This is a genomic window from Streptomyces javensis, from assembly GCF_039525925.1.
In the GTDB taxonomy this organism is placed as follows: domain Bacteria; phylum Actinomycetota; class Actinomycetes; order Streptomycetales; family Streptomycetaceae; genus Streptomyces; species Streptomyces asiaticus.
In genome coordinates, this window is sequence record NZ_BAAAIF010000005.1 from 179,256 (window position 1) to 201,257 (window position 22,002).

Below are 22,002 nucleotides of genomic sequence, written 5' to 3' on the forward strand. Positions count from 1 at the left end.
TCAGCCTCCGTGTCCGGGGGCGGCGTGGATACGCAGCCGGTCGAGGGCGGGGGCGAGCTCGTCCCACGGGCGGGACGTGGTGACGCGCACGACGCCGCCGGAGAGGCAGAAGGTGAGGATCCCGGGGAACACCGAGACGCCGGTCTCCCGCAGGACATCGCGGAAACACCGGTAGGAGTCGTCCCAACCGGGCAGCTCCACGGCGGTGTTGATGGAGAAGCGCGGCGGAAGCACCCGGCCGGGGATCTCCGTCAGCCGTACGGTGGCCGCGTCCCGCAGGACGGTCAGGTCCTCGGCCCGGCGCAGCCGCTCGACGCGATAGCCGCGGTAGGCGTTCCGCAGCCGTTCCAGATCGATGTCGTACGAGGACTCGAACTCCTTGGCCTCGGCCGGACCCGGTGTTTCGACGCCCGTGATGTGCCACCGCTCCAGGCGGGCGAGCACCTCGATGACCGTGTAGAAGAACGAGGGCGGGCCGCCGAAGGAGGACGACGCGTACTCGTAGTACTCGTCGATGAACGCCGGATCGGCCAGGAACCACCCGGCCTTCAGCCCGGGCGCCGACCAGGTCTTGGAGAGGCTGGACACCCGCACCACCTGGGGCGCCGCACGGTCCGCCGACCGCTTCTCGTACTCCCCGAGCCACTCGTGGCACTCGTCCAGCACGATCACCGTGGAGGGCGAGGCGGCGCGGATCAGCCGGACGAGATCGGCCTCGGCCACGGCGGCGCCGGTCGGATTGCCCACCGTCTGGAGCATCACCAGCGGGGTGTCCGGGGTGAGCGCGGCGATGAGCGGCTCGAGGGAGGTCTGGCCGCCCTCGGAGGCCAGGGGCACCAGCCGCACTTCATGCCTGCGGGCTATCGTCTCCACCAGCGGCGGGTAGTTGGGGATCGCGCACAGCGCCGGTGCGGTGGGCCGCGCGCCGCCGTGCAGCACGAAGTCGGCGAGCGTGCTGATGGCGAAGGTGCCGCCCATGGTGATGGCCACGTTCTCGGTGCCGTAGCGCGCCCCCTCGATGCGGGCGTTCTCGTACGCGGCGATCGCCTCGCGCGCCGGGACCCGGCCGCGTGAGTCGGAGTAGCCGTACCAGTCCCGGTCGAGGGCGTAGCGGACGCACTCCTTCAGGCTCTGCGGCAGCCCCCACCGCTCCTCGTCGATCGACCCGCTGGAGAGGATGTAGCGGGCGCTGTCCCGCAGTTCGCCGTAGAGGTCGTCACGGAAGAACCAGTTGAACAGCTCCTTGACGAAGCGGACGGTGGCGCGGGACGAGAGCACCTCCTCGGCCTCCACGGACCGGCGCGGCCTGCTGGCACGCCAGGTCTCGGCGAGCGCCGGGCGCAGGGCGTTGCCACCGAGCTCGTGCTCGATCCGTCCCAGCCACAGGTCCCGCAGCTCCAGCGGGTCGTGGGGGTCGCGGGCCCGGGCGTAGACCTCCAGGACACGGTGGTCGACACCGGGTGTGAAGACATCGCGGATGCCGCCGGGACGCGGTGGGCGCGCCGCGGTCTCGCGCGCGTCCGGCGGGGCGTGACACGGACGCGGAGACGGTACGGATTCGAAGAGTTTCATGCGTTTCCCCGAGTGGGCCGCCCCTGTGGGCGAGCGTGAACGGATGGCATGGGCAGGCCCTACACGACGCGCAGGCGCTTGAGGTGCCGCAGCCGCGCCTCGGGCGTGGCCGAACCGCTGGTTCTCCCGTGGAAGAAGTAGGTGTTGTCGATGACGACGAGCAGCCCGCGCCGCCACTGGAGCCCCTGCGCGTGCTCGGGCGCGTACATGGCCGCCAGCAGCTCGCGGAGCGCGTCGCCCACGGCCGTGGCCTCCTCCTCCGGTCCCTCGTACGACCACCGGAGCTCATCGGCGAGGAAGTCACGGAAGGAGAACACCCAGCGGTCCCCGACCTGCCGGGCGATCGTGGGCACGCCGGTGCGGTCGCGGTATCGGGTGCGGGAGAGCACGGCCAGCGTCTCCGGGGACAGCCGGCGCGCCACCTCCCGCATCGGCACGAGCACCGTCCTGGCACCCTGCGCCGCGTCCCCGGGGGCGAGGCACATCAGCACGATGTAGCGCGGCTGGGTGTCGACGGGGGCGCCACTGCTCTCGGTGTGCAGCGAGAGGGGGTTGACGGCGAAGGGCTGCAAGGACACGTCGTCGGTGCGGGCGTGCTCACTGCGCAGATTGAGGATCACCTCCCGCTCCACGTACGGCGCGACGGCCGGGTCCCGTTCGGGCATGGCCGTGCCCAGGAACGGGCCGAGCGCGGTGAACCGGTCGTCGGTCAGGGGCTCGTCGAGCTGGATCGCGGCCAGGCCACGGCTCCAGAGCTGCTCGGACACCTCCTCGTGGAGGGCGTCGTGCGGCCCGGCCGCCAGATCCGGCCGGGGGCGGCCGGTGACATCGGCCAGCGGGACGCCGTTCCCCAGCAGCCGCTCGCGCGGTGCGAGATGCGGATCGGTTGGGCCGGCCAGGAAGGTGCCGTGGGCGGGCCCGTCCCCGGCGCTCCGCACCGGGGGCCGGACGGGGGAGAGGGCGGATCGATGTTCCATCGCAGTGCTCCTTGGGGGGTCAGCCGCTGTGGGCGAGCCGCGGGGCGCGGGTGCGCTCGGCCCAGCCGACGACCGGCTTCATGGCCAGTCCGGCGAGGATGAACAGGCCGCCGAGCAGCAGCCAGCCGAGGGCACCGCCCTGGAGGACGGTGGCGGTGAGAAAGGTGGGCGCGATCATGGCGGATGCCGCGTAGCCGGAGAAGAAGAACCCCTGGTACTGCCCCTGCTTGTCGGCCGGCGCGAGGTCGAACCCGATGACCCAGGCCCCGGCCGACAGCACCATCTCCCCGTACACATGCACCGCGCCGGCCAGCAGCAGGAAGGCCACGGCCATGGCCATGCCGTCCGCCGACGAGGCCGCGAACAGCCCACACGCGGCGCACAGGACGAAACCGGCCTGCCGGACGGCCCGTACGGCGAGCGGAAGTTCGGACACCCGCTTGGCGATCCGCACCTGGAACGCCACCACGTTCGCCGTGTTGAGCAGGAACAGGGCCGTCACCATCCAGCGAGGCGCGTCCGTATGACCGGCGATCCACAGCGGCACCACGATCTCCAGCAGCACCGCGTGCAGGGACAGCACCGCGCTCAAGGCGGTGACCAGGGCGAAGGGCCGGTCGCGCAACACGGCGAGCCGGGGCTGTCCGGCGCCGCCCTCCGCGGCGGCCACCGGCGCCACCTTCGGCAGGGCGGTCAGCACGGCCGCGGCCACCAGGAAGGAGAGCGCGTCCAGCACCAGGACGGTACGGAACGCGGCGGGCGAGTCCAACTGGAGCGCTATGCCCGCGAATCCGGCGCCCACCGCCACGCCCACATTGGTGATCGCGCGCAGATAGGCCCGGGTCTCCACCAGGTCTGCACCGCGCAGGGTGCCCGCCACGGCCGTCTGGAGGGCCGCCCGGCCGCCGCGCTCCAGCACCACGAACAGACACGCCGACACGGTGAATTGGGCGAAGGAACCGACGGCGAGGTATCCGGCGGCCGCCAGTCCGTTGAGGGCGATCAGCAGCGCCGCCGTTTCGCGCCCACCGTGGCGGTCGGCCAGATGCCCCAGCGGAACTCCGGCGAACAGCCCCACCGCTCCGGCAATGGTCAGCCCGAGTCCCAATTGGGGCACGGAAATTCCGACCACCGTGGTGAAATACAGCGCCGAACACGTCATGAAGGCGCCCTGCCCCATGGTGAGGAAGAGGGTCGCCAAGGCCAGAACGCGTCCCGGCCCCGAAGCGGGGAGAAGTCGATTCAGCACGCGGACAACTGTAGGGATCGGGCGGAATTCGCCGGGAACTGTGAAAACGGCGGCAGCGGTTGGGGAAATGACCGCGCGATGACCGGAGCTTTCCCCGGGGCGTCGGCCCGCGGGCCCGCCGGGGCCCGGGCGGAGCCGGGCCGGTCCCGGGCTTTCCCGCTGGTGCGGCGGCCCGGTTGTTGTATGTTGCCTGCTGCCGCATGCCGAGGAAGCGGAGTGGGAGGCTCATGGGGTACACGCGTGGACGCCGCGTCACACACTGTTCCTACTGCGGTACCGCCTTCGCCGAGGGGGCCGGCTGGCCGCGGGACTGCTCCGGCTGCGGTGAGACCCAATGGCGCAACCCACTGCCCGCGGCGGTGGTCCTACAGCCCGTGGCAACGTTGTCAGGCAGGCTCGGGGTGGTCGTGGTGCGCCGGGCCATCGAGCCCGCCCTGGGGCGGCTGGCGCTGCCCGGCGGCTATGTGGAGGTCGGCGAGACCTGGCGGGAGGGCGCCGTGCGGGAACTGCGGGAGGAGACCGGCCTCGAGGCCGATCCGGGGCGGGTCCGCCTCTTCGACGTGCACTCCACCCGCGACACCCTCGAGGTCTTCGCCCTGCTGCCGGTGCGTGACGCCGCGACCCTGCCCGAGGCCGTGCCGATGCCCGAGACGGCCGGATGGCAGGTCCTCGACGCACCCGCCACGCTGGCCTTCGACGGACATACGACGGCCGTGGCCGCACTCCTGGGGACGGCCTCGCACGCCGGGGCGGGGCCCGAGTGAACCCGCCCGCGGCGATGGACGTCTGTCCCACCAGAGCGCTTCTGACCGGCCCAGTGGGAGAAGAGAAAAGAAACCGAAATGCTCCAGAGACACCGGCTGCCCGATGTCGGATTCCCGTCCGATGGCTCGTCGACAAGACTCCTCGGCGGACGCGGGGAGAGCCTGTGAAGCTGCCCCTCCAGCGGGCCGCTTGCGGCTCCTCCTATGTGAGCGACACCGAAGTCGCGGTGTATTCCTGCATACTGCGATTCCAGCAGGTGACCAGGAAATTCCTGTGCACCTTATCCGAGCTGGAAATCTCCGGGGAAGAGCTTGACGCGGCGGTCGACCGGCTGGAGGAACTGGGGCTGTTGCGCTCCCATTCGAAGGACCCGTCGCTGCTGGTGCCCGTCGACCCCGACCTGGCCGCGGCCGCGCTCACCGCCCCGATTCAGGAGTCCCTCCAGGAGCGGCGGCGCCAACTCGACCAGATCAGCGTCGAGTTCGGCCAGCTGCGGGCCCACTTCCTGGAAGGGAGGCGCCGTCACGCCGCCGGGAGCATCGAGGTGGTCGGCCATCTGGACGAGGTGCGCGCCGCCCTGAACCGCGCCTCCAACGAGTGCCAGGAGGAGGTGCTGAGCAGCCAGCCCGGCGGCGGACGGGCGCCGGAGGTGCTGGAGGAGGCGATCAGCCGGGACACGGCGTTGCTCGCCCGGGGGGTGCGGATGCGCACCCTCTACAACCACACGGCCCGGTTCAACGCGCCGAGCCAGGCGTACGTGGCCGTCATGTCCGGCCTGGGCGCCGAATACCGCACCGTCCACGATCCCTTCGGCCGCCTGATCGTCTTCGACCGGGACCTGGCGTTCATCCCCGACGGGGACGGGAGCCTGGGGGCGGTGATCGTGCGCGAGCCGTCCGTCGTGAGCTATCTCTGCTCGGTCTTCGAGAACGCCTGGGCCCATGCCCGACCCTTCTCCGACGCCGCCGTCGACGGTCTGGAATCCGTGGCGAAGGAGCTGGACGGAACGATCCTTCGCCTGCTGGCGGCGGGCTACAAGGACGAGGCGATCGGCCGCAGACTGGGGATGTCGCTGCGCACCACGCGCAAGCACGTCGCCGACATCATGGACACCCTCGGCGCGGTGAGCCGGTTCCAGGCCGGAGTCCTCGCCGCCCGCGCCGGTCTGCTGGACCACGACGAGAGCGAACCGGACACCGGGGTCGGCGAGGCCGCCGCCCGGTAATCGGCGCCCGTCCGGCAGTGGGCGGGGAGGTGAGGCCGCGACGGTGGTACGCCGTCGCGGCCTCACGCGTTCTGGCCGAATGTGTTTGTCACGCCGGTGCGGGACCGCCCGTACGGGACTGGCACACCGGGTCGTCGGCGGGCGAGGATGGGCAGCCGCCTGCGCGGGGGGTTCCGTGGACGACACTTCCGGCGGCCCATTCGAGAGCGAAGGGCAAGGGTGTCCGATACCGACTGGGAACTCTTCCTCCGTGACCTGGCGCTGTGCCTGTCCACGTACCAGGACAGGGGCCCCGCGGTGGTCTGGCCCGAGCGCGCCCACAGCGTCCTCCCGAGCCTTGGCGGGACGTACGGCGGGGAAGTGGCGGACACGGAGTGGCGGCCCGCGCCCCTCGGCGCGCGCGCCCGCCAACTGGCCGCCGATCTGGGCCATGTCATGGGCTACCCCGTCGAGGCGTACGAACGGCTGCTGCCGGCCGGGACGGCGCTCCCCCTCGGGTGCGTCGGCGTCGACGTCCTGCTCTTCCCGCTGAGCGGCGGAGCGCGCTGCCGGGTCGAGGGCCCGGGCCCCGCGGGCCCTCGGAGCGGGGGAGTCGAACTGCGGTTGCGCGCCGGAGAGATGGTCTTCGTGCCCGCCCGCCATTCCTGCACGCTCTCCGAAGCCTGGACGCCGTGCCGACTGTTGCTGTTGGTGCTCCACGCCACACCATGATGGGACGACGCCGGACGACCGAATAGTCTGGTTCGTCACCTTGTGTTCCCCCCTCGTTTTGTTGCCGGGCACCTTGGTGAGCGGCGGAACGCGTGGTGCGCGGGCCGGGGTCGAGCCATGATCGATCCATTCGAGCCCAGGGCCGATTCCCACACCGGATCTCTTCCACCGGAGGCCAGAATGCGTACGTTGCTCCTCACCGCCGTCATGACCGCGATCGCCGCACCGGCCCTCTCGCTCTTCGTGAGCACGGCCGCACACGACCGAGCCGGCACCGGCACCCGCGGCCTTCACCCGCTCGCCGTCGCCATGGACGCCACGCCCCTGGCGACGGACGGCGCCAAGTCGCCGGGCGAGGACGACACCGGCTGGGGCCTGTACGGCAAGGCTCTGCCGTCGGGCCGATGACGGCCGGACGGCCCGGCCGTCAACCGCTGGACTTACTCAGCGACCGCGAACGCGAGGTGCTGGACCGCGTTCTGGAAGGGCACACCTACCCCTCCGTGGCGCGCGCTCTGGGTCTCAGCCCGCACACCGTCGACACGTATATGCGACGCATCCGTGCCAAGACGGGGGTCACCCATCGCCTGCAACTGCTGCGGCTCGCGATGGCCGACGCCCTGGAGACGGGCTCGGCGGCCACAAGGAACGCCGGGGCCACAAGGAACGCGGGGGACGCAAGGAACGCGGTGGGCGCAAGAAACACGCGGGACGCAAACAAAACGGGGGACACACGGGGACACGCGCATCCAGACAGAAGGTGAGGTTCCGTGGACTTCCACTTGCTCGGCCCCCTCGAGGTGCTCGATGGCGGAGCGCCGGTGCCGCTGGGCGGAGTGATCAAGCGTGGGGCGCTCGCCCATCTGCTCATCCACGCCAACAGCGTGGTGGCCACGAGCAGGTTACTGGCCGCCCTGTGGCCCGGCGACACCCCGCTCACCGCCCGGAAGATGCTCCAGAACGCGGTCCGGGACCTGCGCCGGACCCTGTCCTGCGAACCCGGCTCCGAGGGGCGGGCCACGCTGGTCACCGACGCCCCGGGGTACCGGCTGCGGGTGGACCCCGACGCCGTCGATCTGCTTCGCTTCCGGCGCGCGGTGGAGCGCGGAAGGGCCGAGGTGGCCGCCGGCTCCCATGAGTCGGCCGCGCGGGTGCTGCGGGAGGCCCTGGGGCTGTGGCGGGGGCCCGCACTCGCGGACCTCGTCGAGGACGGCCTTGTCTGGCCCGAGTTGACCGGGTGGGAGAACAGCCGGCTCAACGCCCAGGAGGACCTGTTCGAGGCCGAGCTGGCGTGCGGCCGTCACCACGCGGTCCTGGGGGAGCTCCAGGCGGTGGCCGCCGCCGAGCCGACGAGGGAGCGCCTGAGCTGTCAGCTCATGCTGGCGCTGTACCGCTGCGGACGGCAGACCGAGGCGCTCGCCGCCTACCGCCACCGCCGCGTGGAACTGGTCGAGCGGTACGGCCTCGAACCCACCCGCGAGATGCAGAAGCTGGAGCGGGCGATCCTCGCCCACGACCCCGAGCTCGACCCTCCGTCCCGTCCCGCGCCGGTCGACGGCCCCGGGCTGGTCGATGTGACGCCCCTGCCCAGGCCCGATGTGACCCGCGAGGCCCCGGCGACCCCGGCCCCGGCCCCGGCCGCCCCGGCCCAGGGCAGGGCGGGTCTCGCCGCGGTGGGCGGGCGTGCCACCCGGCCACGGCGGCTGAGCGAGTTCACCGTGGAGCACAAGCGGATCAGCCTGGTGTGGGTGCGGTACGCGCTGGAGGGCCACGGCCACGATCCGTCGAGCGTCCAGGACGCGCTGCGAGAGGCCGAGTGGGTGGTCCGCGAGGAGGTCGCACGGTTCGGCGGGACCATGGGCCACGCGGCCGGGCCGGTCTTCTCGGCGCTGTTCGGCCACCCCGAGACGAGTGAGGACGACGCGGCGCGTGCGGTACGGGCGGCGTTCGCGATGCGCGACCGCTTCGCCGGTCGTGGCCCCGGCCCTGCCGGTCGTGGCCCAGGCCCCGCCGGTCCCGCGCTCAGGGGTCCCGGCCCCGCGTGTCTCCATGTCGCCGTGGTCACCGGAGACGCCTATCTGCTGTTCCGGCCGGGGGAGACGGACACCGCCCCGAGGGTGATGGGGGAGGCGGCCGACCGATGTTTCCGGTTGCTGGCGCTCGCCCCGCGGGGGCAGGTGCGGGTGTGCGAGGTCACCCGGCGCGCCAGTGAGCCGGTCATCGCGTACCGCGTCGGCCCGGAGCCCCCCGACGGCTGGGAGGCCGTCCGGGTTCGCAGGCAGGGACACGGCACGGAGGTCCGTCAGGGACACGGCACGGAAGTCCGCCGTACGGCCGGACCCCGGGACTGGGCGGCCCTGCCCGCTCCGGAGCCCGAGGAGATCCCCGCCCACGCCGCGCTGTGACGGCCGGGGTGTGGTGAGCGCAGGGGCGCCGCCTGGTCGGCGAGCGGGGCGGACGCCCCATGCCCCTCACCACCCCGCTCGCTGGTCGTACGCGGCGGAGGTGGCGGACCGGAAGGCCGTCGTCCGGGCGCTGCTGACCGTGGCGAGCGGTGCGTTCGTCCTCCTGGGCGCCGCGACGCTCGTCCACGGCGGTCGGCGCTTGCGCCCGCGGGCCGGCCGTCACCGAACCATCGGTGAGCCGATTGCCGCAGATGCGAGGGAAATTGAGGGCTCTCCCTCGCATGAGCGCGATCTTTGGACGATCGGCGTGGCATGTGCGTTTGCCTGGGATGGGTGTTCGGGTAACGCTCCTCCAGGAGGTGGTAGCCCGTGAGTGACTCCCTCGCAGCTGCCAGTACGGCCGCCGGTCCGATGGCGGAAGTCGTTCTCACCGGCGATCTGACCCGCCCCGCCCGGTTGACGGTGTCCGAGCTGCTCTCCTGGCCCCAGCACCGGGCGCGGGTGAGCTTCGACTGTGCCACCAGCGGCATCCAGCACCACCGCTTCACCGGGCCGTTTCTCCATGATGTCCTGGTCGCCGCCGGCCCCGGCTTCGACCCCGCCCGGCGCAAGGACCGGCTGCGCTTCCTGATCGCCGTACGCGGCGCGGACGGCCACCGCGCGCTGCTGTCCTGGGCCGAGATCGACCCCGACTTCGGGCGAGCCCCCGTGCTGCTCGCGGTCACCATCGACGACACTCCGCTCGACCGCGCGGGCCCCCAGCTCGTCCTGCCCCAGGACCGCTGTGGCGCCCGGTACATCAGCGGTATCGAGGCGATCCGCGTGGACGGCGGATACACCGTCTGGACGTGACGGCACCTTGCGGAGCTTGGTGGTGGCCGGGTGTCAGATCAGCGGACGGTACGCCGTGAGCGTGACGGACAGCGTCACATCGCAGGGCTCGGGCAGCCGCGCGATGCGCTCCTCCAGCCGCTCGCTCCGCTGATGCCAGGCGTTGGGGCCCATCCCCACCACCTGAGGCAGGGCCTTGTGGTCCAGTGCCATGGTGCTCCGCGACCGCTCGCGGGCCACCTCGGTGAAATGCGCCGAGAGCCGGTCAGCCAGCCGCTCGTCCTTCTGCTCGCCCACCCGCAGCAGCCCCAGCGCCTCCACCAGTTCCCGTAGATGATCCGGCCGGGGCGTCACCACCAGCAGCACACCATCGGGACGCAGAATCCGCCGGAGTTCGGCCGGATTGCGCGGTGCGAAGACATTGAGGACCACCGACGCGGCCCCGTCGGCGAGCGGCAGCCCGTCCCAGGCGTCGGCCACCACCGCGCTGATCCGGGGATGCGCCCGCGCGGCCCGGCGGGCGGCGAACTTGGAGATGTCGAGCAGGATCCCCTCGGCGTCCGGGAACTCCGACATCACCCGGGCGAGGTGATAGCCCGTGCCACCACCGATGTCCGCGACACAGCCGGGGTCCCCGCCGGTGGCCTGCGGTGCCGTCTCGCGCGCCAGCGCGGCCAGCGCCCCGGCGATCGGCGCGTAGTGACCGGCGGTCAGGAAGTCCGCTCGGGCCGCCACCATGGCGGCGGTGTCCGCGCTGAACCTGGCGGCGCCACGCAGCAGATTGACATACCCCTGCTTCGCCACGTCGAAGCTGTGCCCCCGCGAGCACCGCAGCGTGCCGTCGGTCATCGTCATGGCGCCGGAGCAGTACGGACAGTGAAGGTACCGAACCGCCTCTTTCCGCACTGTGTCCCCCGTTACCGCCGTTGTCCTGACAGGACCCCAGCCTATGCGGAGGACCCGGGGGTGCCGCACACCCACCCCCGCGCCCGGTGCCACGGCACTCGGCGCGTTGGGCGCAGCCAGGCCGACGACGGGCACCGCCGCACCGCGGCCAGCCCGCCCGGTGGCCTCAGCGGCGGCGGGTGGCGGCCTCGAACCGGCCCACCCAGTACGCGGTGCGGTCGAGATAGGCCGTCTCGGCCGCGCGGCCCGTCCGCCCGTACGCCCCGCTGTAGGTCCGGTAGCTCAGAGCCGTGGGCGGGGTGGCGGTGGCGGGCTCGATCTGGCTGCCCTCGTGCCACTCGTTGAACGAGGTGATCGAGACCCAGCTGGGCGGGCCCCCGTTGGCCGGGGAGAGGGCGTTGTTCCACTCCAGGTCGTAGGTGGCGCCGTCCGCGCGCTCCAGGGTGGGCGTGCTGTTGCCGGGCACGGCGCGGTCGTCGATGTAGCCGGGGCCGATGGACGGCGCCCAGACCATGCCGTGGTCACGGCAGTACGCGGCCGGGCCGCCCCACTGCGGATTGTTGCCCGCCGCGATGGCGTCGTAGGTGTACATGCCGCCGAAGTGCGCCACCTTCGACACGTCGGTGGTCTGGGCCAGCACGATCGCCCGGTCGGCCACCTGGTCCAGCGGGCTCCAGTCGACGATCCGCAGGGACTCGAAGACGTAGTACGCGCCGCGGTTGCCGTGTGCCGCGTCCCGGTAGAAGGCCGGGTGGCCGCCGTACCGCTGGATGAGATGGCCGATGTCGTCCACCACGGACCGCGCGGTGCGTCCGGCGTACGGCTCGATGTGCCAGGCCACCTTCAGCCCGTGTGCGGCCGCCGTGTCCAGGAGCAGCGGCACCCGCTGGTCCTCGTAACCGCCCGGCCCCCACCAGCTGGTGACGACCACGCCGGTGCGGGCCTGGGCCAGCCACCCCATGTGGCGCTCGACCACGGCGCGGTCGCCGGAGTCGTACGGACCGGCCACCGGGTAGAAGTCGGAGCCGATCCGGTCGGGCGGGGTGAGGCCGCCCTGAGGCCAGTGGCGCCAGGAGCCGCTGACGGCGGGGCTGCCGTACCAGGGGTAGTAGAAGATGTGCACGTCCGGCGAGGGAGCGAGCCGGGCCGCCGGTGAACCGGAGGCGGCGGCCGCCGCCCGGCCTCCCGCCGCGGCGAGGGCCCCGGCGCCCAGGGCGCCCGCGACCGTGCGGGTCAGAAAGGTCCGGCGGGTGGTGGCGGGGCTCTGTGCCATCTCACATTCCTTCCGTGGGGGAGGAGCACCTCGGAACCCGCGTCAGCGGGTGTCCTCGGTGCCGGCGTCCGCGGTGCGCCAGTGGTGGGCGGGGGAGAAGCCCGGCAGCCGGGGGCGGCGCGAGGTGTCGTACGGCCCCGCGAAGCGGGGGGCAGCGGCTCCGTGGTCCCCGTCTGATGCGAAGCGTTCAGAAGACCGAATAGCGTTGGAGTAACGGAACATAGGCTTACCGTGATATAGCGTCAAGACGAGCTACGGAAGTTGTCGGGGACCGGGTTGGCGGGGCGCCGGGCCGGGGAGCGGAGGCTGGCGTGGAATCGGTGTCGGGAGCAGCGCGGGTCCGGCGTCACGAGGACGTCAAGTCCGCGGCGCGCGTCCTGGAAGTGCTCGAACTCCTGGGCGCCGAGGGCGCCCGGCTCTCGCTCGCCGACATGGCGAACACCCTGTCCGTGCCCAAGAGCAGTCTGCACGCGGTGCTGCGCACCATGGAGTCCCGTCGCTGGGTGGAGACCGACCCGTCCGGAACGCTGTACAGCCTCGGCCTCAAGGCGCTGCTGACCGGCACCGCCTATCTGGAGAGCGACGATCTCGCCGGGATCGCGGGACCGGTGCTCGACCTGCTGGCCGAGGAGACGGGCGAGGCCGTCCACCTCGGGCGGCTGGACCATACGGACGTCGTCTACCTGGCCAAGCGCGAATCCCGGCACGCCCTGCGGATGTACTCGGCGGTCGGCCACCGGCTGCCCGCGCACGCCACCGCGCTGGGCAAGGCGATCCTGTCCCAGTACGACGCGGCGGAGGTCCAGCGCCGCCTCAACTGGCCGCTGGAGGCGCTCACTCCGAGCACCGTCACCGACCCGGACGAGCTGCTGGCCCAGCTCGCCGACGCCCGTAAGCGCGGCTGGGCGGCGGACGAGGGCGAGAGTTCGGTGGACATCCGCTGTGTGGCGGTCCCGCTCGGCACCGGGCACGGCGGCGGCGACGCGATCAGCTGCTCGGCGCCGCGCAGCCGCATGGACGACGTCCGGCTGAGCGAGATCGCCGCCCATGTCACCGAGGCGGCCCACTCGTTGCGCACCCTGCTGAAGCGCCTCGGCGAGCACTGAGAGCCCGCGTCATGTCCCCGGCCGGATCCCGGCACGGTCATTGACACCGCTCCTGAACCCTCTTTACGTTCGAATGGACGACCGCCATTCGGTTATGGGAATGGGAGCGTATGTCCGCATCTCGCGAACCGCACCTCCCGCCGGCCGGCACCTCGCCGCCGCCTACGAGTGCGCCGCGGGCGCGGGCACTGACCGGGAGGGGACCACTGTGGGCGAGCCGCTGAGGGCAGGGCTGGACGAGCCGCTGAGGGCAGGGCTGGACGAGCCGTCGAGGACAGGGCTGGACGAGCCGCTGAGGATAGGGCTGGTCGGGGCGGGGAAGATCAGCGGGGCCTATCTGGACACGCTGGCGCGCCTGCCGGGACTGCGCCTGACCGCCGTGACCGACCTCAACCGGGCCCGCGCCGAAGCCGCGGCCAAGTCCGCCGAAGCCGCGGCCAAGTCCGCCGAAGCCGCGGCCAAGTCCGCCGAGGCGTCCTCCAAGGCCGCGCGGGGCGTGGCCGTCGCCGCGTCGGCCGATGAGCTGATGACACGCGAGGACGTCGACGCCGTGCTCAACCTGACCATCCCGGCGGCGCACGCCGAGGTGGCGCTGGCCGCGCTCGCCGCGGGCCGGCACGTGTACGGAGAGAAGCCGCTGTCCGGCACCCGCGAGGAGGCCGACGCCATCCTGAGCGCGGCCGAGCGAGCGGGGTTGCGGGTCGGCTGCGCGCCGGACACCGTGCTCGGCCCGGGCACCCAAACCGCGCGCAGGGCCGTGGACGACGGGCTCATCGGCACACCGGTCGCGGCCACCGCCTTCATGGCCACCGCCGGACCCGAGGCGTGGCATCCGGACCCGGAGTTCTACTACCGGCCCGGCGGCGGGCCGCTGCTGGACATGGGCCCGTACTATCTGTCCGCCCTGGTGCACCTGTTGGGCCCGGTGGTCCGGGTCGCCGGGGCGGCGTCCCGGCCGCGTGCCCAGCGCAGCATCGGCAGCGGGCCGCGCGCGGGCGAGCGCTTCGCGGTCGAGGTGGACACCCATGTCACGGGCGTCCTGGAGCATCGGGGCGGCGCGCTCACCACGCTGCTGATGAGCTTCGATGTGCACGCGGCCCGGCTGCCGCGCATCGAAGTCCACGGCAGCGAGGGCGCGCTGTCGGTGCCGGACCCCAACACCTTCGACGGCCCGGTGGAGCTCTGGCGCGGTGGCGCCTGGGAGCCGCTGGCGCCGTCGGCCGGTTACCCGGGCTCCGCCCGGGGTTACGGCCTCGCCGACATGGCGCGGGCGCTGCGGGCGGGCCGTCCGCACCGGGCCTCCGCCGAGCTCGCCCGGCATGTCCTGGACGTCATGCTCACCCTGCTCGACGCCGTCCGGGAGCGGGCCTCGCTGCCGGTCGGCACCACATGTTCCCGTCCCGAGCCCGTGCCCTTCGCCGACGAGCTGTCCATCTCGGCGGGCCACGGCTAGGGCGGTGTCGAGTACGGGCACAAGGGTCCCCTCCACCCTGCCGAAGGCCCGTACCGCGGCGCGGCGGCGCGCGCCCGTGCTCAGCACGTCCGCGAGTATCCCCCACCGCATACGGAGGACTTCCGTGCACAGGAAACGCCTGAGACTGCGCAGATCCCTCGCGCTGTTCGCCGGAGCGCTGCTCACCGGTGCCACCCTGACGCTCACGACCCCGGCGGCCGACGCGGTGCCCGACCCCGGCCGGAAGGCGGCCGCGCCCGTGTTCCAGCAGGTCACCCTCGCCAAGGGGGTGGCCGAGACGGGCGAGCCGATGTCGCTGGCCGTGTTGCCCGACCGCTCGGTGCTGCACACCTCGCGCGACGGCACCCTGCGGCTGACCGACGCCGCGGGCACCACCAAGGTGGCCGGCACCCTGCCGGTGTACAGCCATGACGAGGAGGGGCTACAGGGCGTCGGGGTCGACCCGGGCTTCAGCGGCAACCGCTTCATCTACCTCTACTACGCGCCACCGCTGAACACCCCGGCCGGTGACGCCCCGGAGAACGGCACGGCCGCGGACTTCGCCAGGTTCGACGGCGTCAACCGGCTCTCCCGGTTCGTGCTCAAGACCGACGGCACCCTGGACCGGGCCAGCGAGAAGACGGTGCTGGAGGTCAAGACCTCCCGTGGCATGTGCTGCCACGTCGGCGGCGACATCGACTTCGACGCCCAGGGCAATCTGTACCTGTCGACCGGCGACGACTCCAACCCCTTCGCCTCAGACGGCTACACCCCCATCGACGAGCGGGCGAGCCGCAATCCGGCCTTCGACGCCCAGCGCAGCGCGGGCAACACCAACGATCTGCGCGGCAAGATCCTGCGCATCAAGGTCAAGGCGGACGGTTCGTACGACATCCCGGCGGGCAACCTCTTCGCGCCGGGCACCGCCAAGGCCCGCCCCGAGATCTATGCGATGGGCTTCCGCAACCCGTTCCGGATGAGCGTCGACAGGGCCACCGGTGTGGTGTACGTGGGCGACTACGGGCCCGACGCGGGCAGCGCCAGCGCCACCCGCGGTCCACAGGGCATGGTGGAGTTCGCCCGGGTCACCAAGGCGGGCAACTTCGGCTGGCCCTACTGCGTCGGCAAGAACCAGCCGTACATCGACTTCGACTTCGCCACCGGCGCCTCCGGCTCCGCCTTCAACTGCGCCGCGCCCAAGAACACCTCGCCCAACAACACCGGCCGCACCGATCTGCCCCCGGCCCAGCCCGCCTGGATCCCCTACGACGGCGGGTCGGTGCCCGAGTTCGGCTCCGGCTCGGAATCCCCGATGGGCGGACCGGTCTACCGCTACGACGCGGGCCTCAACTCGCCGGTGAAGTTCCCGCAGGAGTACGACGGCGACTTCTTCGCGGGGGAGTTCGGCCGCAAATGGATCAAGCGGATCGAGCAGGGCGCGGACGGCACGGTCGGCTCCATCAACGCCTTCCCCTGGACCGGCACCCAGGTGATGGACATGGCCTTCGGTCCGGACGGCGCGCTGTACGTCCTGGACTACGGCACCGGATGGGGCGCGGGCGACGCGAACTCGGCGCTGTACCGCATCGAGAACGTGGTCGGAGGCCGGGCGCCGGTCGCCCAGGCGTCGAGCGACAGGACCTCGGGCAAGGCCCCGCTCCAGGTGCGGTTCTCCTCGTCCGGCTCCAGCGACCCGGACGGCGACGCCATCGGCTACAGCTGGGACTTCGGCGACGGCGGGAAGTCCACCGAGGCCAACCCGACGCACACGTACACCGCCAACGGCACCTACACCGCCACCCTCACCGCCAGGGACCCCGGCGGTCTGACCGGCACGGCGAGCGTGCACATCACCGTCGGCAACACCGCGCCGACGGTGACCCTGGAACTGCCCGGCGACGGCCAGCTGTTCACCTTCGGCGACAAGGTGCCCTTCCGGATCAAGGTCAGCGATCCGGAGGACGGCGGCATCGACTGCTCCAAGGTGAAGATCACCCATCTGCTCGGACACGACAGCCACGCCCACCCCATCACCTCCGCCACCGGCTGTGAAGGCACCCTCCAGACGCTGGCGGACGGCGAACACGACGAGAACGCCAATATCTTCGGGGTCTTCGACGCCGAGTACACCGACCAGGGGGCCAACGGCCAGCCCCCGCTGACCACCCACGACCAGAACGTCACCCAGCCGGGGCACCGCCAGGCCGAGCACTACACCGCGTTCCAGGGCATCGAGCAGGCGAGCCACTCCACGGCACACGGCGGTAAGACGGTCGGCTTCACCGACAACGGCGACTGGATCTCCTTCAAGCCGTACATCCTCAACAACGCCACCAAGCTCACCGCCCGCATCTCCTCCGGCGGCCCCGGCGGCACCCTCGAGGTCCGCGCCGGCAGCCCCACCGGGACCCTGCTGGGCACCGCGACCGTGCCCGGCACCGGCGGCTGGGAGAACTTCCAGGACGTGAGCGCCACCCTCAGCGGTGCCCCCTCCGGGACGACCACGCTCTACTTCGTCTTCAAGGGCGTCACCGGCCAGGGCAACCTCTTCGACCTGGACGACTTCACCTTCACCACCGGCTGAGCCGGGACGAGCAGGGCCGCGCCGCAGGTCCCGAGGGTAACCGCCGGACGGCCCGCGCGGCGGGGAGGAGAACGCCGACTCCTCCCCGCCGCACGCGCGCTTTCCCGAAAGCCAGGCAGGGCAGGAGGAAGGGCCGACCATGCACGACGACCGCCACGCCGTGGAAGAGCGCATCGCGAAGTTCATCGCCGAGCGCCTGCGCCCGGCGCTCTACGGGGATCGCGTCCCGCTGGAGGTCGCCGCCTGGCACATCCCGGGGGAGCCGGTGCCGGTGGCCGACGCGCTGCGCGCCGAGTACCGGCCGTTCCTCACCGGCGGCAGCTGGGGCGGCCCGTGGTCGACCACCTGGTTCCGGACCACCGCGACGGTCCCCGAGCGCTGGGCCGGCCGCCGGGTTGAGGCGCTGTTCGACCTCGGCTTCGACCTCTCCCGGGGCCCCGGAGGTCAGGCCGAGGGCCTGGTCCACACCGCCGACGGCACCCCGCTGGAGGGCCTGCACCCCCACCACCGCTCGGTGCCGCTGACCACCCGCGCCGTCGGCGGCGAGAGCGTGTGCCTGCTGGTCGAGGCCGCCGCCAATCCGCCCATCGAAGGCAGCGCGGGCATCGGCACCCACTACGGCGCGACCCGGTGGCCGAGAAGGCCGTGCGCCATGTCGCCGGGGCCATCGGCAGGGGAGCGCTGTCCCTGGTGGACCTGCTGGACATCGATCTGATCGTGCTCGGCGGGCCGTCCCGCGCCCACGAGGCGGTGAGCGGATGACCGGGTACAGGATTTTGTCAACGGGCTTTGCAAAGTGGGGCCGACTCGGTACGGTCCCCTTACGCCCAACGGACGCGGCCCCTCCCCACAGGCTCTCACCGAGGCTCGCATCCGTGCGGCGCCCCAGGCGCGACGGCGCGCGCTGTGCCCAACCCCCTTTGAGAATCACACTTCTCCCCGGAGGTTCCCCGTGCACAGGAAACGTCCCGACCTGCCCGTCCCCGTCCCCGTCCCCGTCCCCGGCCCTGCCCGGCGCCGCTCCATGATGAAGGCCGCGGCCGGAGCCGTCCTGATCACCGCGGCGAACGCGCCCGCGTGGGCCGCGCCCGTCCGCAGGCGGCCGAAGGCGGGCCGGGTGCTGGTGTTCTCCAAGACGGCCGGCTTCCGCCATGACTCCATCCCCGACGGCATCGCCGCCATCCGGCAACTGGGCACCCAGGCCGGGTTCACCGTCGACGCCACCGAGGACGCCGCCGCCTTCACCCCCGGCAACCTCGCCCGCTACGCCGCCGTGGTCTTCCTGTCCACGACCGGTGACGTCCTCGACCCGACCCGGCAGACGGCCTTCGAGGGCTATATCGCGGCGGGCGGCGGCTACGCCGGGGTGCACGCCGCCGCCGACACCGAGTACGACTGGCCGTTCTACGGCGGCCTGTGCGGTGCGTGGTTCCAGTCCCACCCGGCGATCCAGCAGGCCACGGTGCAGGTCGAGGACCACGCCCACCCGGCGACGGCCCACCTCGGAAACACCTGGGTGCGCACCGACGAGTGGTACAACTACCGCACCAATCCGCGCGGTACGGCCACCGTGCACGTGCTCGCCGCGCTGGACGAGTCCTCGTACAGCGGCGGCACCATGAACGGCGACCACCCCATCAGCTGGTACCAGCAGTACAAGGGCGGCCGGGCCTTCTACACCGGCCTCGGCCACACCAAGGAGTCCTACGCCGAGCCCGCCTTCCGGCAGCACCTCCTCGGCGGCATCACCTACGCCATGGGCGTGGCCAAGTGACCCCTGACGTCCCGCGCCGGCGGTTCATGGCCCTCGCCGCCACGACCACCACGGGCCTCGCCGCCACCGGCCTGCCCGCCGGGTCCGCCCAGGCCGCGCGGCACGGCGGCCACCAGGCGGCGGACCGGCCGCTTTCGCTGTGGTACCGCGCGCCCGCCGCCGACTGGCTGAGCGCCCTGCCGCTGGGCAACGGGCGGCTCGGCGCGATGGTGTTCGGGGGCACCGAGACCGAGCGGCTCCAGCTCAACGCGGACACCGTCTGGGCGGGCGGGCCGCGGAATTACGACAACCGCAAGGGTCTTGCCGCCCTGCCCCGCATCCGGCAGCTCGTCTTCGACGGCAAGTGGGCCGAGGCCGAGACGCTGATCAACTCCGACTTCCTCGGTGTGCCCGGCGGCCAGGCCCAGTACCAGACCGTCGGCAATCTGCTGCTGAAGCTGCCGGCGGGCGGCACGGTGTCCGGCTACCGGCGGGAGCTGGACCTGGACTCGGCGATCGCCACCACCACCTACACCCGCGACGGTGTGACCTACACCCGCGAGGCGTTCGCCAGCGCTCCCGACCGCGTCATCGCCGTCCGGCTGTCCGCCTCCAGGAAGGGCGCGCTGTCCTTCGGCGCCACGTTCGACAGCCCGCTGCACACCTCCCTGTCCTCGCCCGACCCGCTCACCGCCGCGCTCGACGGGACCGGCGACGCCACGGGCGGCGTGGACGGCGCGGTGGGGTTCCGCGCGCTGGTGCGGGTGCTCGCCGAGGGCGGCACCACCACCAGCGCGGGCGGGACCGTCACCGTCCGGGGCGCCGACGCGGCCACCGTTCTGGTGGCCATCGGCACCACCTATGTGAACTGGGAGAACGCCCATGGCGACGCGGTGGGGCGGGCGGCGGGCGACCTCAACCCGGCGGCGAACCGCCCGTACGGACAACTGCGCGGCCGCCATGTCGAGGACCACCGCGCGCTGTTCCGCCGTACCTCGCTGGACGTGGGCACCAGCGACGCGGCGGCCCTGCCCACCGACGAGCGCGTCGCCCGCTTCGCCTCCGGCGGCGATCCGCAACTGATCGAGCTGCACTTCCAGTACGGCCGCTATCTGCTCATCGCCGCGTCCCGCCCCGGCACCCAGCCGGCCAACCTCCAGGGCATCTGGAACGACCTGACGAGCCCGCCCTGGGGCTCGAAGTACACCATCAACATCAACACGGAGATGAACTACTGGCCGGCCGCCCCCGCCAACCTCCTGGAGTGCTGGGATCCGGTCTTCGCGCTGCTCGACGAGCTCGCCGTGGCCGGGCAGTCGACAGCGCGCACCCAGTACGGCGCGAACGGCTGGGTCACCCACCACAACACCGACGCCTGGCGCGGTACGGCGCCCGTGGACGGAGCCTTCTGGGGCATGTGGCCGATGGGCGGCGCGTGGCTTTCCATGGCCATCTGGGAGCACTACCGCTACACCCGCGACACGGCGAAACTGCGGGCGCGCTACCCCGTCCTCAAGGGCGCCGCCCAGTTCTTCCTCGACGCGCTGGTGACCGACCCGACCACGGGCGCGCTGGTCACCTGCCCCTCCGTCTCCCCGGAGAACGCCCACCACGGCGGGGGCGGCGGCTCGCTGTGCGCCGGGCCGACGATGGACATGCAGCTGCTGCGCGACCTGTTCGGCGCGGTGGCCTCGGCCGCCGACCTCCTCGGCACCGACGCCGCCTTCCGGGACCGGGTGCTCGCCGCGCGCGGACGGCTCGCCCCGATGAAGGTCGGCGCGCGGGGCCAGCTCCAGGAGTGGCAGCAGGACTGGGACGCGGGCGCCCCCGAGCAGCAGCACCGTCATGTCTCCCATCTGTACGGACTGCACCCGAGCAACCAGATCAGCCGGACGCGCACCCCGGAGCTGTTCGCCGCGGCGCGCACCACCCTGGTACAGCGCGGTGACGCGGGGACCGGCTGGTCGCTCGCCTGGAAGATCAACTTCTGGGCGCGGCTCCAGGAGGGGGACCGCTCCTACAAGCTGCTCACCGATCTGCTCACCCCCGAGCGCACCGCCCCCAACCTCTTCGATCTGCATCCGCCGTTCCAGATCGACGGCAACTTCGGCGCCTGCGCCGGAGTGACCGAATGGCTGTTGCAGAGCCAGCACGACGAACTCCATCTGCTGCCCGCCCTCCCGCCGAACCTGCCCGATGGCAGCGTGCGGGGCCTGCTGGCGCGGGGCGGTTTCGAGGTGGACGTCAGCTGGCGGGGCGGTGCGCTGAGCGAGGCGCGGCTGAGTGCCCGGGCCGGAGGCCCGACTCGGCTGCGGACGGCGAAGGCGGTGCGGGTGACCTCCGGGGACGCACCCGTCACCACCACCCGGCCGGAGCCGGGGGTCACGGCCTTCACCGCGAACGCGGGCGCCACCTATGTGGTCCGTCCCGCCTGAGCGAAGCGGATGCCCATCATCCGACTGCGCGCAGCAGGGCGGGAAGGCCGGCCACCGAGTCCAGTACGTGGGTCGCCCCGGCCGCCCGGAACGCCTCGTCACCGTGGGCCCCGGTGCGCACCCCGGCCACCAGCCCGGCCCCGGCCCGAACGCCGCTGAGGATGTCGTAGGAGGTGTCGCCGACGACGGCCACCTGCGCCACGTCCTCGGCGGCCCTGGTCCGCAGGAACGCCTCCAGCACCATGTCCGGGTACGGCCGCCCGCGCCCGCCCGCGTCGGCGGGGCACAGGGCGAGCGGCACCAGACCGCGCCAGCCGAGCGCGTCCAGGATGGCGTCCCGGGTGACACGGGCGAAGCCGGTGGTGAGGACGACGGTGCGGCCGTCGGCGGCCAGCTCCTCGACGGCCTCGCGGGCGCCGGGCACGGGCGCGATCAGACCGCCGTCGACGAGTTCGCCGTACGACCTCTCGAAGGCGGCGTTGGCGCGCTGGGCCAGATCCTCGGCGCCGACCCCCGGGGCGCCGGACTCGACGAGGGTCACCACGGCCTGGGCGAGCCGCCGGTCCGCCGCGGCGAGGGGCGCGCCGAACCGGGCGCCCGCCTCGATGCGCGGGGCGGGCCCGTACCGGTGGGGGCGGGTCTGATGGATGGAGCCGAGCTTCTTCGGATAGCCCTGGTGCGACCCACGGGCGATCGCGAAGTCCTTGTCCACCCGAATGTAGACACAGCCCCCGGGTCCTCCTCGGCGGGCTCCAGC

Annotated in this window: 18 protein-coding genes and 1 pseudogene; 13 read left to right on the plus strand and 6 right to left on the minus strand. The window is 72.6% G+C overall.

Annotated features, from left to right (window positions below):
- From ABD329_RS07595 to ABD329_RS07605, 3 genes are read right to left on the minus strand one after another with little or no spacing between them, the layout of a single operon-like run.
- The gene (locus ABD329_RS07595; protein ID WP_198279620.1) at positions 1-1,572 is read right to left on the minus strand and encodes a pyridoxal phosphate-dependent aminotransferase; all 1,572 of its coding nucleotides are present in this window, start codon (positions 1,570-1,572) and stop codon (positions 1-3) included.
- A gap of 59 nt (positions 1,573-1,631) precedes the next feature.
- Positions 1,632-2,549 (minus strand): TauD/TfdA family dioxygenase, encoded by a 918-nt coding sequence (locus ABD329_RS07600; RefSeq protein ID WP_198279621.1) that lies wholly within the window; start codon positions 2,547-2,549, stop codon positions 1,632-1,634.
- Positions 2,550-2,568: 19 nt separating this feature from the next.
- Positions 2,569-3,798, minus strand: coding sequence for an MFS transporter (locus ABD329_RS07605; protein ID WP_309142840.1), 1,230 nt, complete (start codon positions 3,796-3,798; stop codon positions 2,569-2,571).
- Between the two features lie 374 nt (positions 3,799-4,172).
- On the opposite strand from ABD329_RS07605, the gene ABD329_RS07610 reads away from it, so the two are divergent.
- From ABD329_RS07610 to ABD329_RS07640, 7 genes are all read left to right on the plus strand, one after another.
- Complete coding sequence (locus tag ABD329_RS07610; protein WP_309142841.1) at positions 4,173-4,562, plus strand: NUDIX domain-containing protein; 390 nt, start codon at positions 4,173-4,175, stop codon at positions 4,560-4,562.
- 164 nt (positions 4,563-4,726) lie between these two features.
- Positions 4,727-5,788, plus strand: coding sequence for a helix-turn-helix transcriptional regulator (locus ABD329_RS07615; protein WP_309142842.1), 1,062 nt, complete (start codon positions 4,727-4,729; stop codon positions 5,786-5,788).
- A gap of 219 nt (positions 5,789-6,007) precedes the next feature.
- Entirely contained in the window at positions 6,008-6,499 is a 492-nt protein-coding gene (locus ABD329_RS07620) for a hypothetical protein (protein WP_198279623.1), read from the plus strand.
- 180 nt (positions 6,500-6,679) lie between these two features.
- The gene (locus ABD329_RS07625; RefSeq protein WP_198279624.1) at positions 6,680-6,907 is read left to right on the plus strand and encodes a hypothetical protein; all 228 of its coding nucleotides are present in this window, start codon (positions 6,680-6,682) and stop codon (positions 6,905-6,907) included.
- Positions 6,904-7,263 (plus strand): response regulator transcription factor, encoded by a 360-nt coding sequence (locus ABD329_RS07630; RefSeq protein WP_198279625.1) that lies wholly within the window; start codon positions 6,904-6,906, stop codon positions 7,261-7,263. The genes ABD329_RS07625 and ABD329_RS07630 overlap by 4 nt, the downstream gene beginning before the upstream one ends.
- Positions 7,264-7,269: 6 nt before the next feature.
- Positions 7,270-8,904: an AfsR/SARP family transcriptional regulator gene (locus ABD329_RS07635; RefSeq protein WP_344316126.1), complete on the plus strand. Its 1,635-nt coding sequence runs from the start codon at positions 7,270-7,272 to the stop codon at positions 8,902-8,904.
- Positions 8,905-9,273: 369 nt separating this feature from the next.
- On the plus strand, positions 9,274-9,756 hold the full coding sequence (locus tag ABD329_RS07640; RefSeq protein ID WP_198279670.1) for a molybdopterin-dependent oxidoreductase: 483 nt from the start codon (positions 9,274-9,276) through the stop codon (positions 9,754-9,756).
- Positions 9,757-9,789: 33 nt separating this feature from the next.
- Here ABD329_RS07640 and ABD329_RS07645 read toward each other — a convergent pair whose 3' ends face one another.
- Both ABD329_RS07645 and ABD329_RS07650 read right to left on the minus strand, forming a co-directional pair.
- Positions 9,790-10,641 (minus strand): putative RNA methyltransferase, encoded by an 852-nt coding sequence (locus ABD329_RS07645; RefSeq protein ID WP_198279669.1) that lies wholly within the window; start codon positions 10,639-10,641, stop codon positions 9,790-9,792.
- A 166-nt stretch (positions 10,642-10,807) separates the two neighbouring features.
- Complete coding sequence (locus ABD329_RS07650; RefSeq protein ID WP_198279668.1) at positions 10,808-11,914, minus strand: glycoside hydrolase family 99 protein; 1,107 nt, start codon at positions 11,912-11,914, stop codon at positions 10,808-10,810.
- Between the two features lie 311 nt (positions 11,915-12,225).
- Between ABD329_RS07650 and ABD329_RS07655 the strand changes: the two genes are divergently transcribed.
- From ABD329_RS07655 to ABD329_RS07680, 6 genes and pseudogenes are all read left to right on the plus strand, one after another.
- Positions 12,226-13,020 (plus strand): IclR family transcriptional regulator, encoded by a 795-nt coding sequence (locus ABD329_RS07655; protein ID WP_198279667.1) that lies wholly within the window; start codon positions 12,226-12,228, stop codon positions 13,018-13,020.
- Between the two features lie 280 nt (positions 13,021-13,300).
- Positions 13,301-14,473, plus strand: a complete 1,173-nt coding sequence (locus ABD329_RS07660) for a Gfo/Idh/MocA family protein (protein ID WP_198279671.1) — start codon at positions 13,301-13,303, stop codon at positions 14,471-14,473.
- Positions 14,474-14,597: 124 nt separating this feature from the next.
- Positions 14,598-17,057, plus strand: coding sequence for a PQQ-dependent sugar dehydrogenase (locus ABD329_RS07665; RefSeq protein WP_198279666.1), 2,460 nt, complete (start codon positions 14,598-14,600; stop codon positions 17,055-17,057).
- Between the two features lie 139 nt (positions 17,058-17,196).
- Positions 17,197-17,772 (plus strand): hypothetical protein, encoded by a 576-nt coding sequence (locus ABD329_RS07670; RefSeq protein WP_198279665.1) that lies wholly within the window; start codon positions 17,197-17,199, stop codon positions 17,770-17,772.
- A gap of 309 nt (positions 17,773-18,081) precedes the next feature.
- Positions 18,082-18,828 (plus strand): annotated as a pseudogene (locus ABD329_RS07675) (ThuA domain-containing protein); the annotation flags it as partial.
- 29 nt (positions 18,829-18,857) lie between these two features.
- Complete coding sequence (locus ABD329_RS07680) at positions 18,858-21,245, plus strand: glycoside hydrolase family 95 protein (RefSeq protein WP_214665593.1); 2,388 nt, start codon at positions 18,858-18,860, stop codon at positions 21,243-21,245.
- 16 nt (positions 21,246-21,261) lie between these two features.
- Here the strand turns inward: ABD329_RS07680 and ABD329_RS07685 are convergent, their stop codons facing one another.
- The gene (locus ABD329_RS07685) at positions 21,262-21,957 is read right to left on the minus strand and encodes an HAD family hydrolase (protein WP_309142912.1); all 696 of its coding nucleotides are present in this window, start codon (positions 21,955-21,957) and stop codon (positions 21,262-21,264) included.
- Positions 21,958-22,002 lie beyond the last annotated feature (45 nt).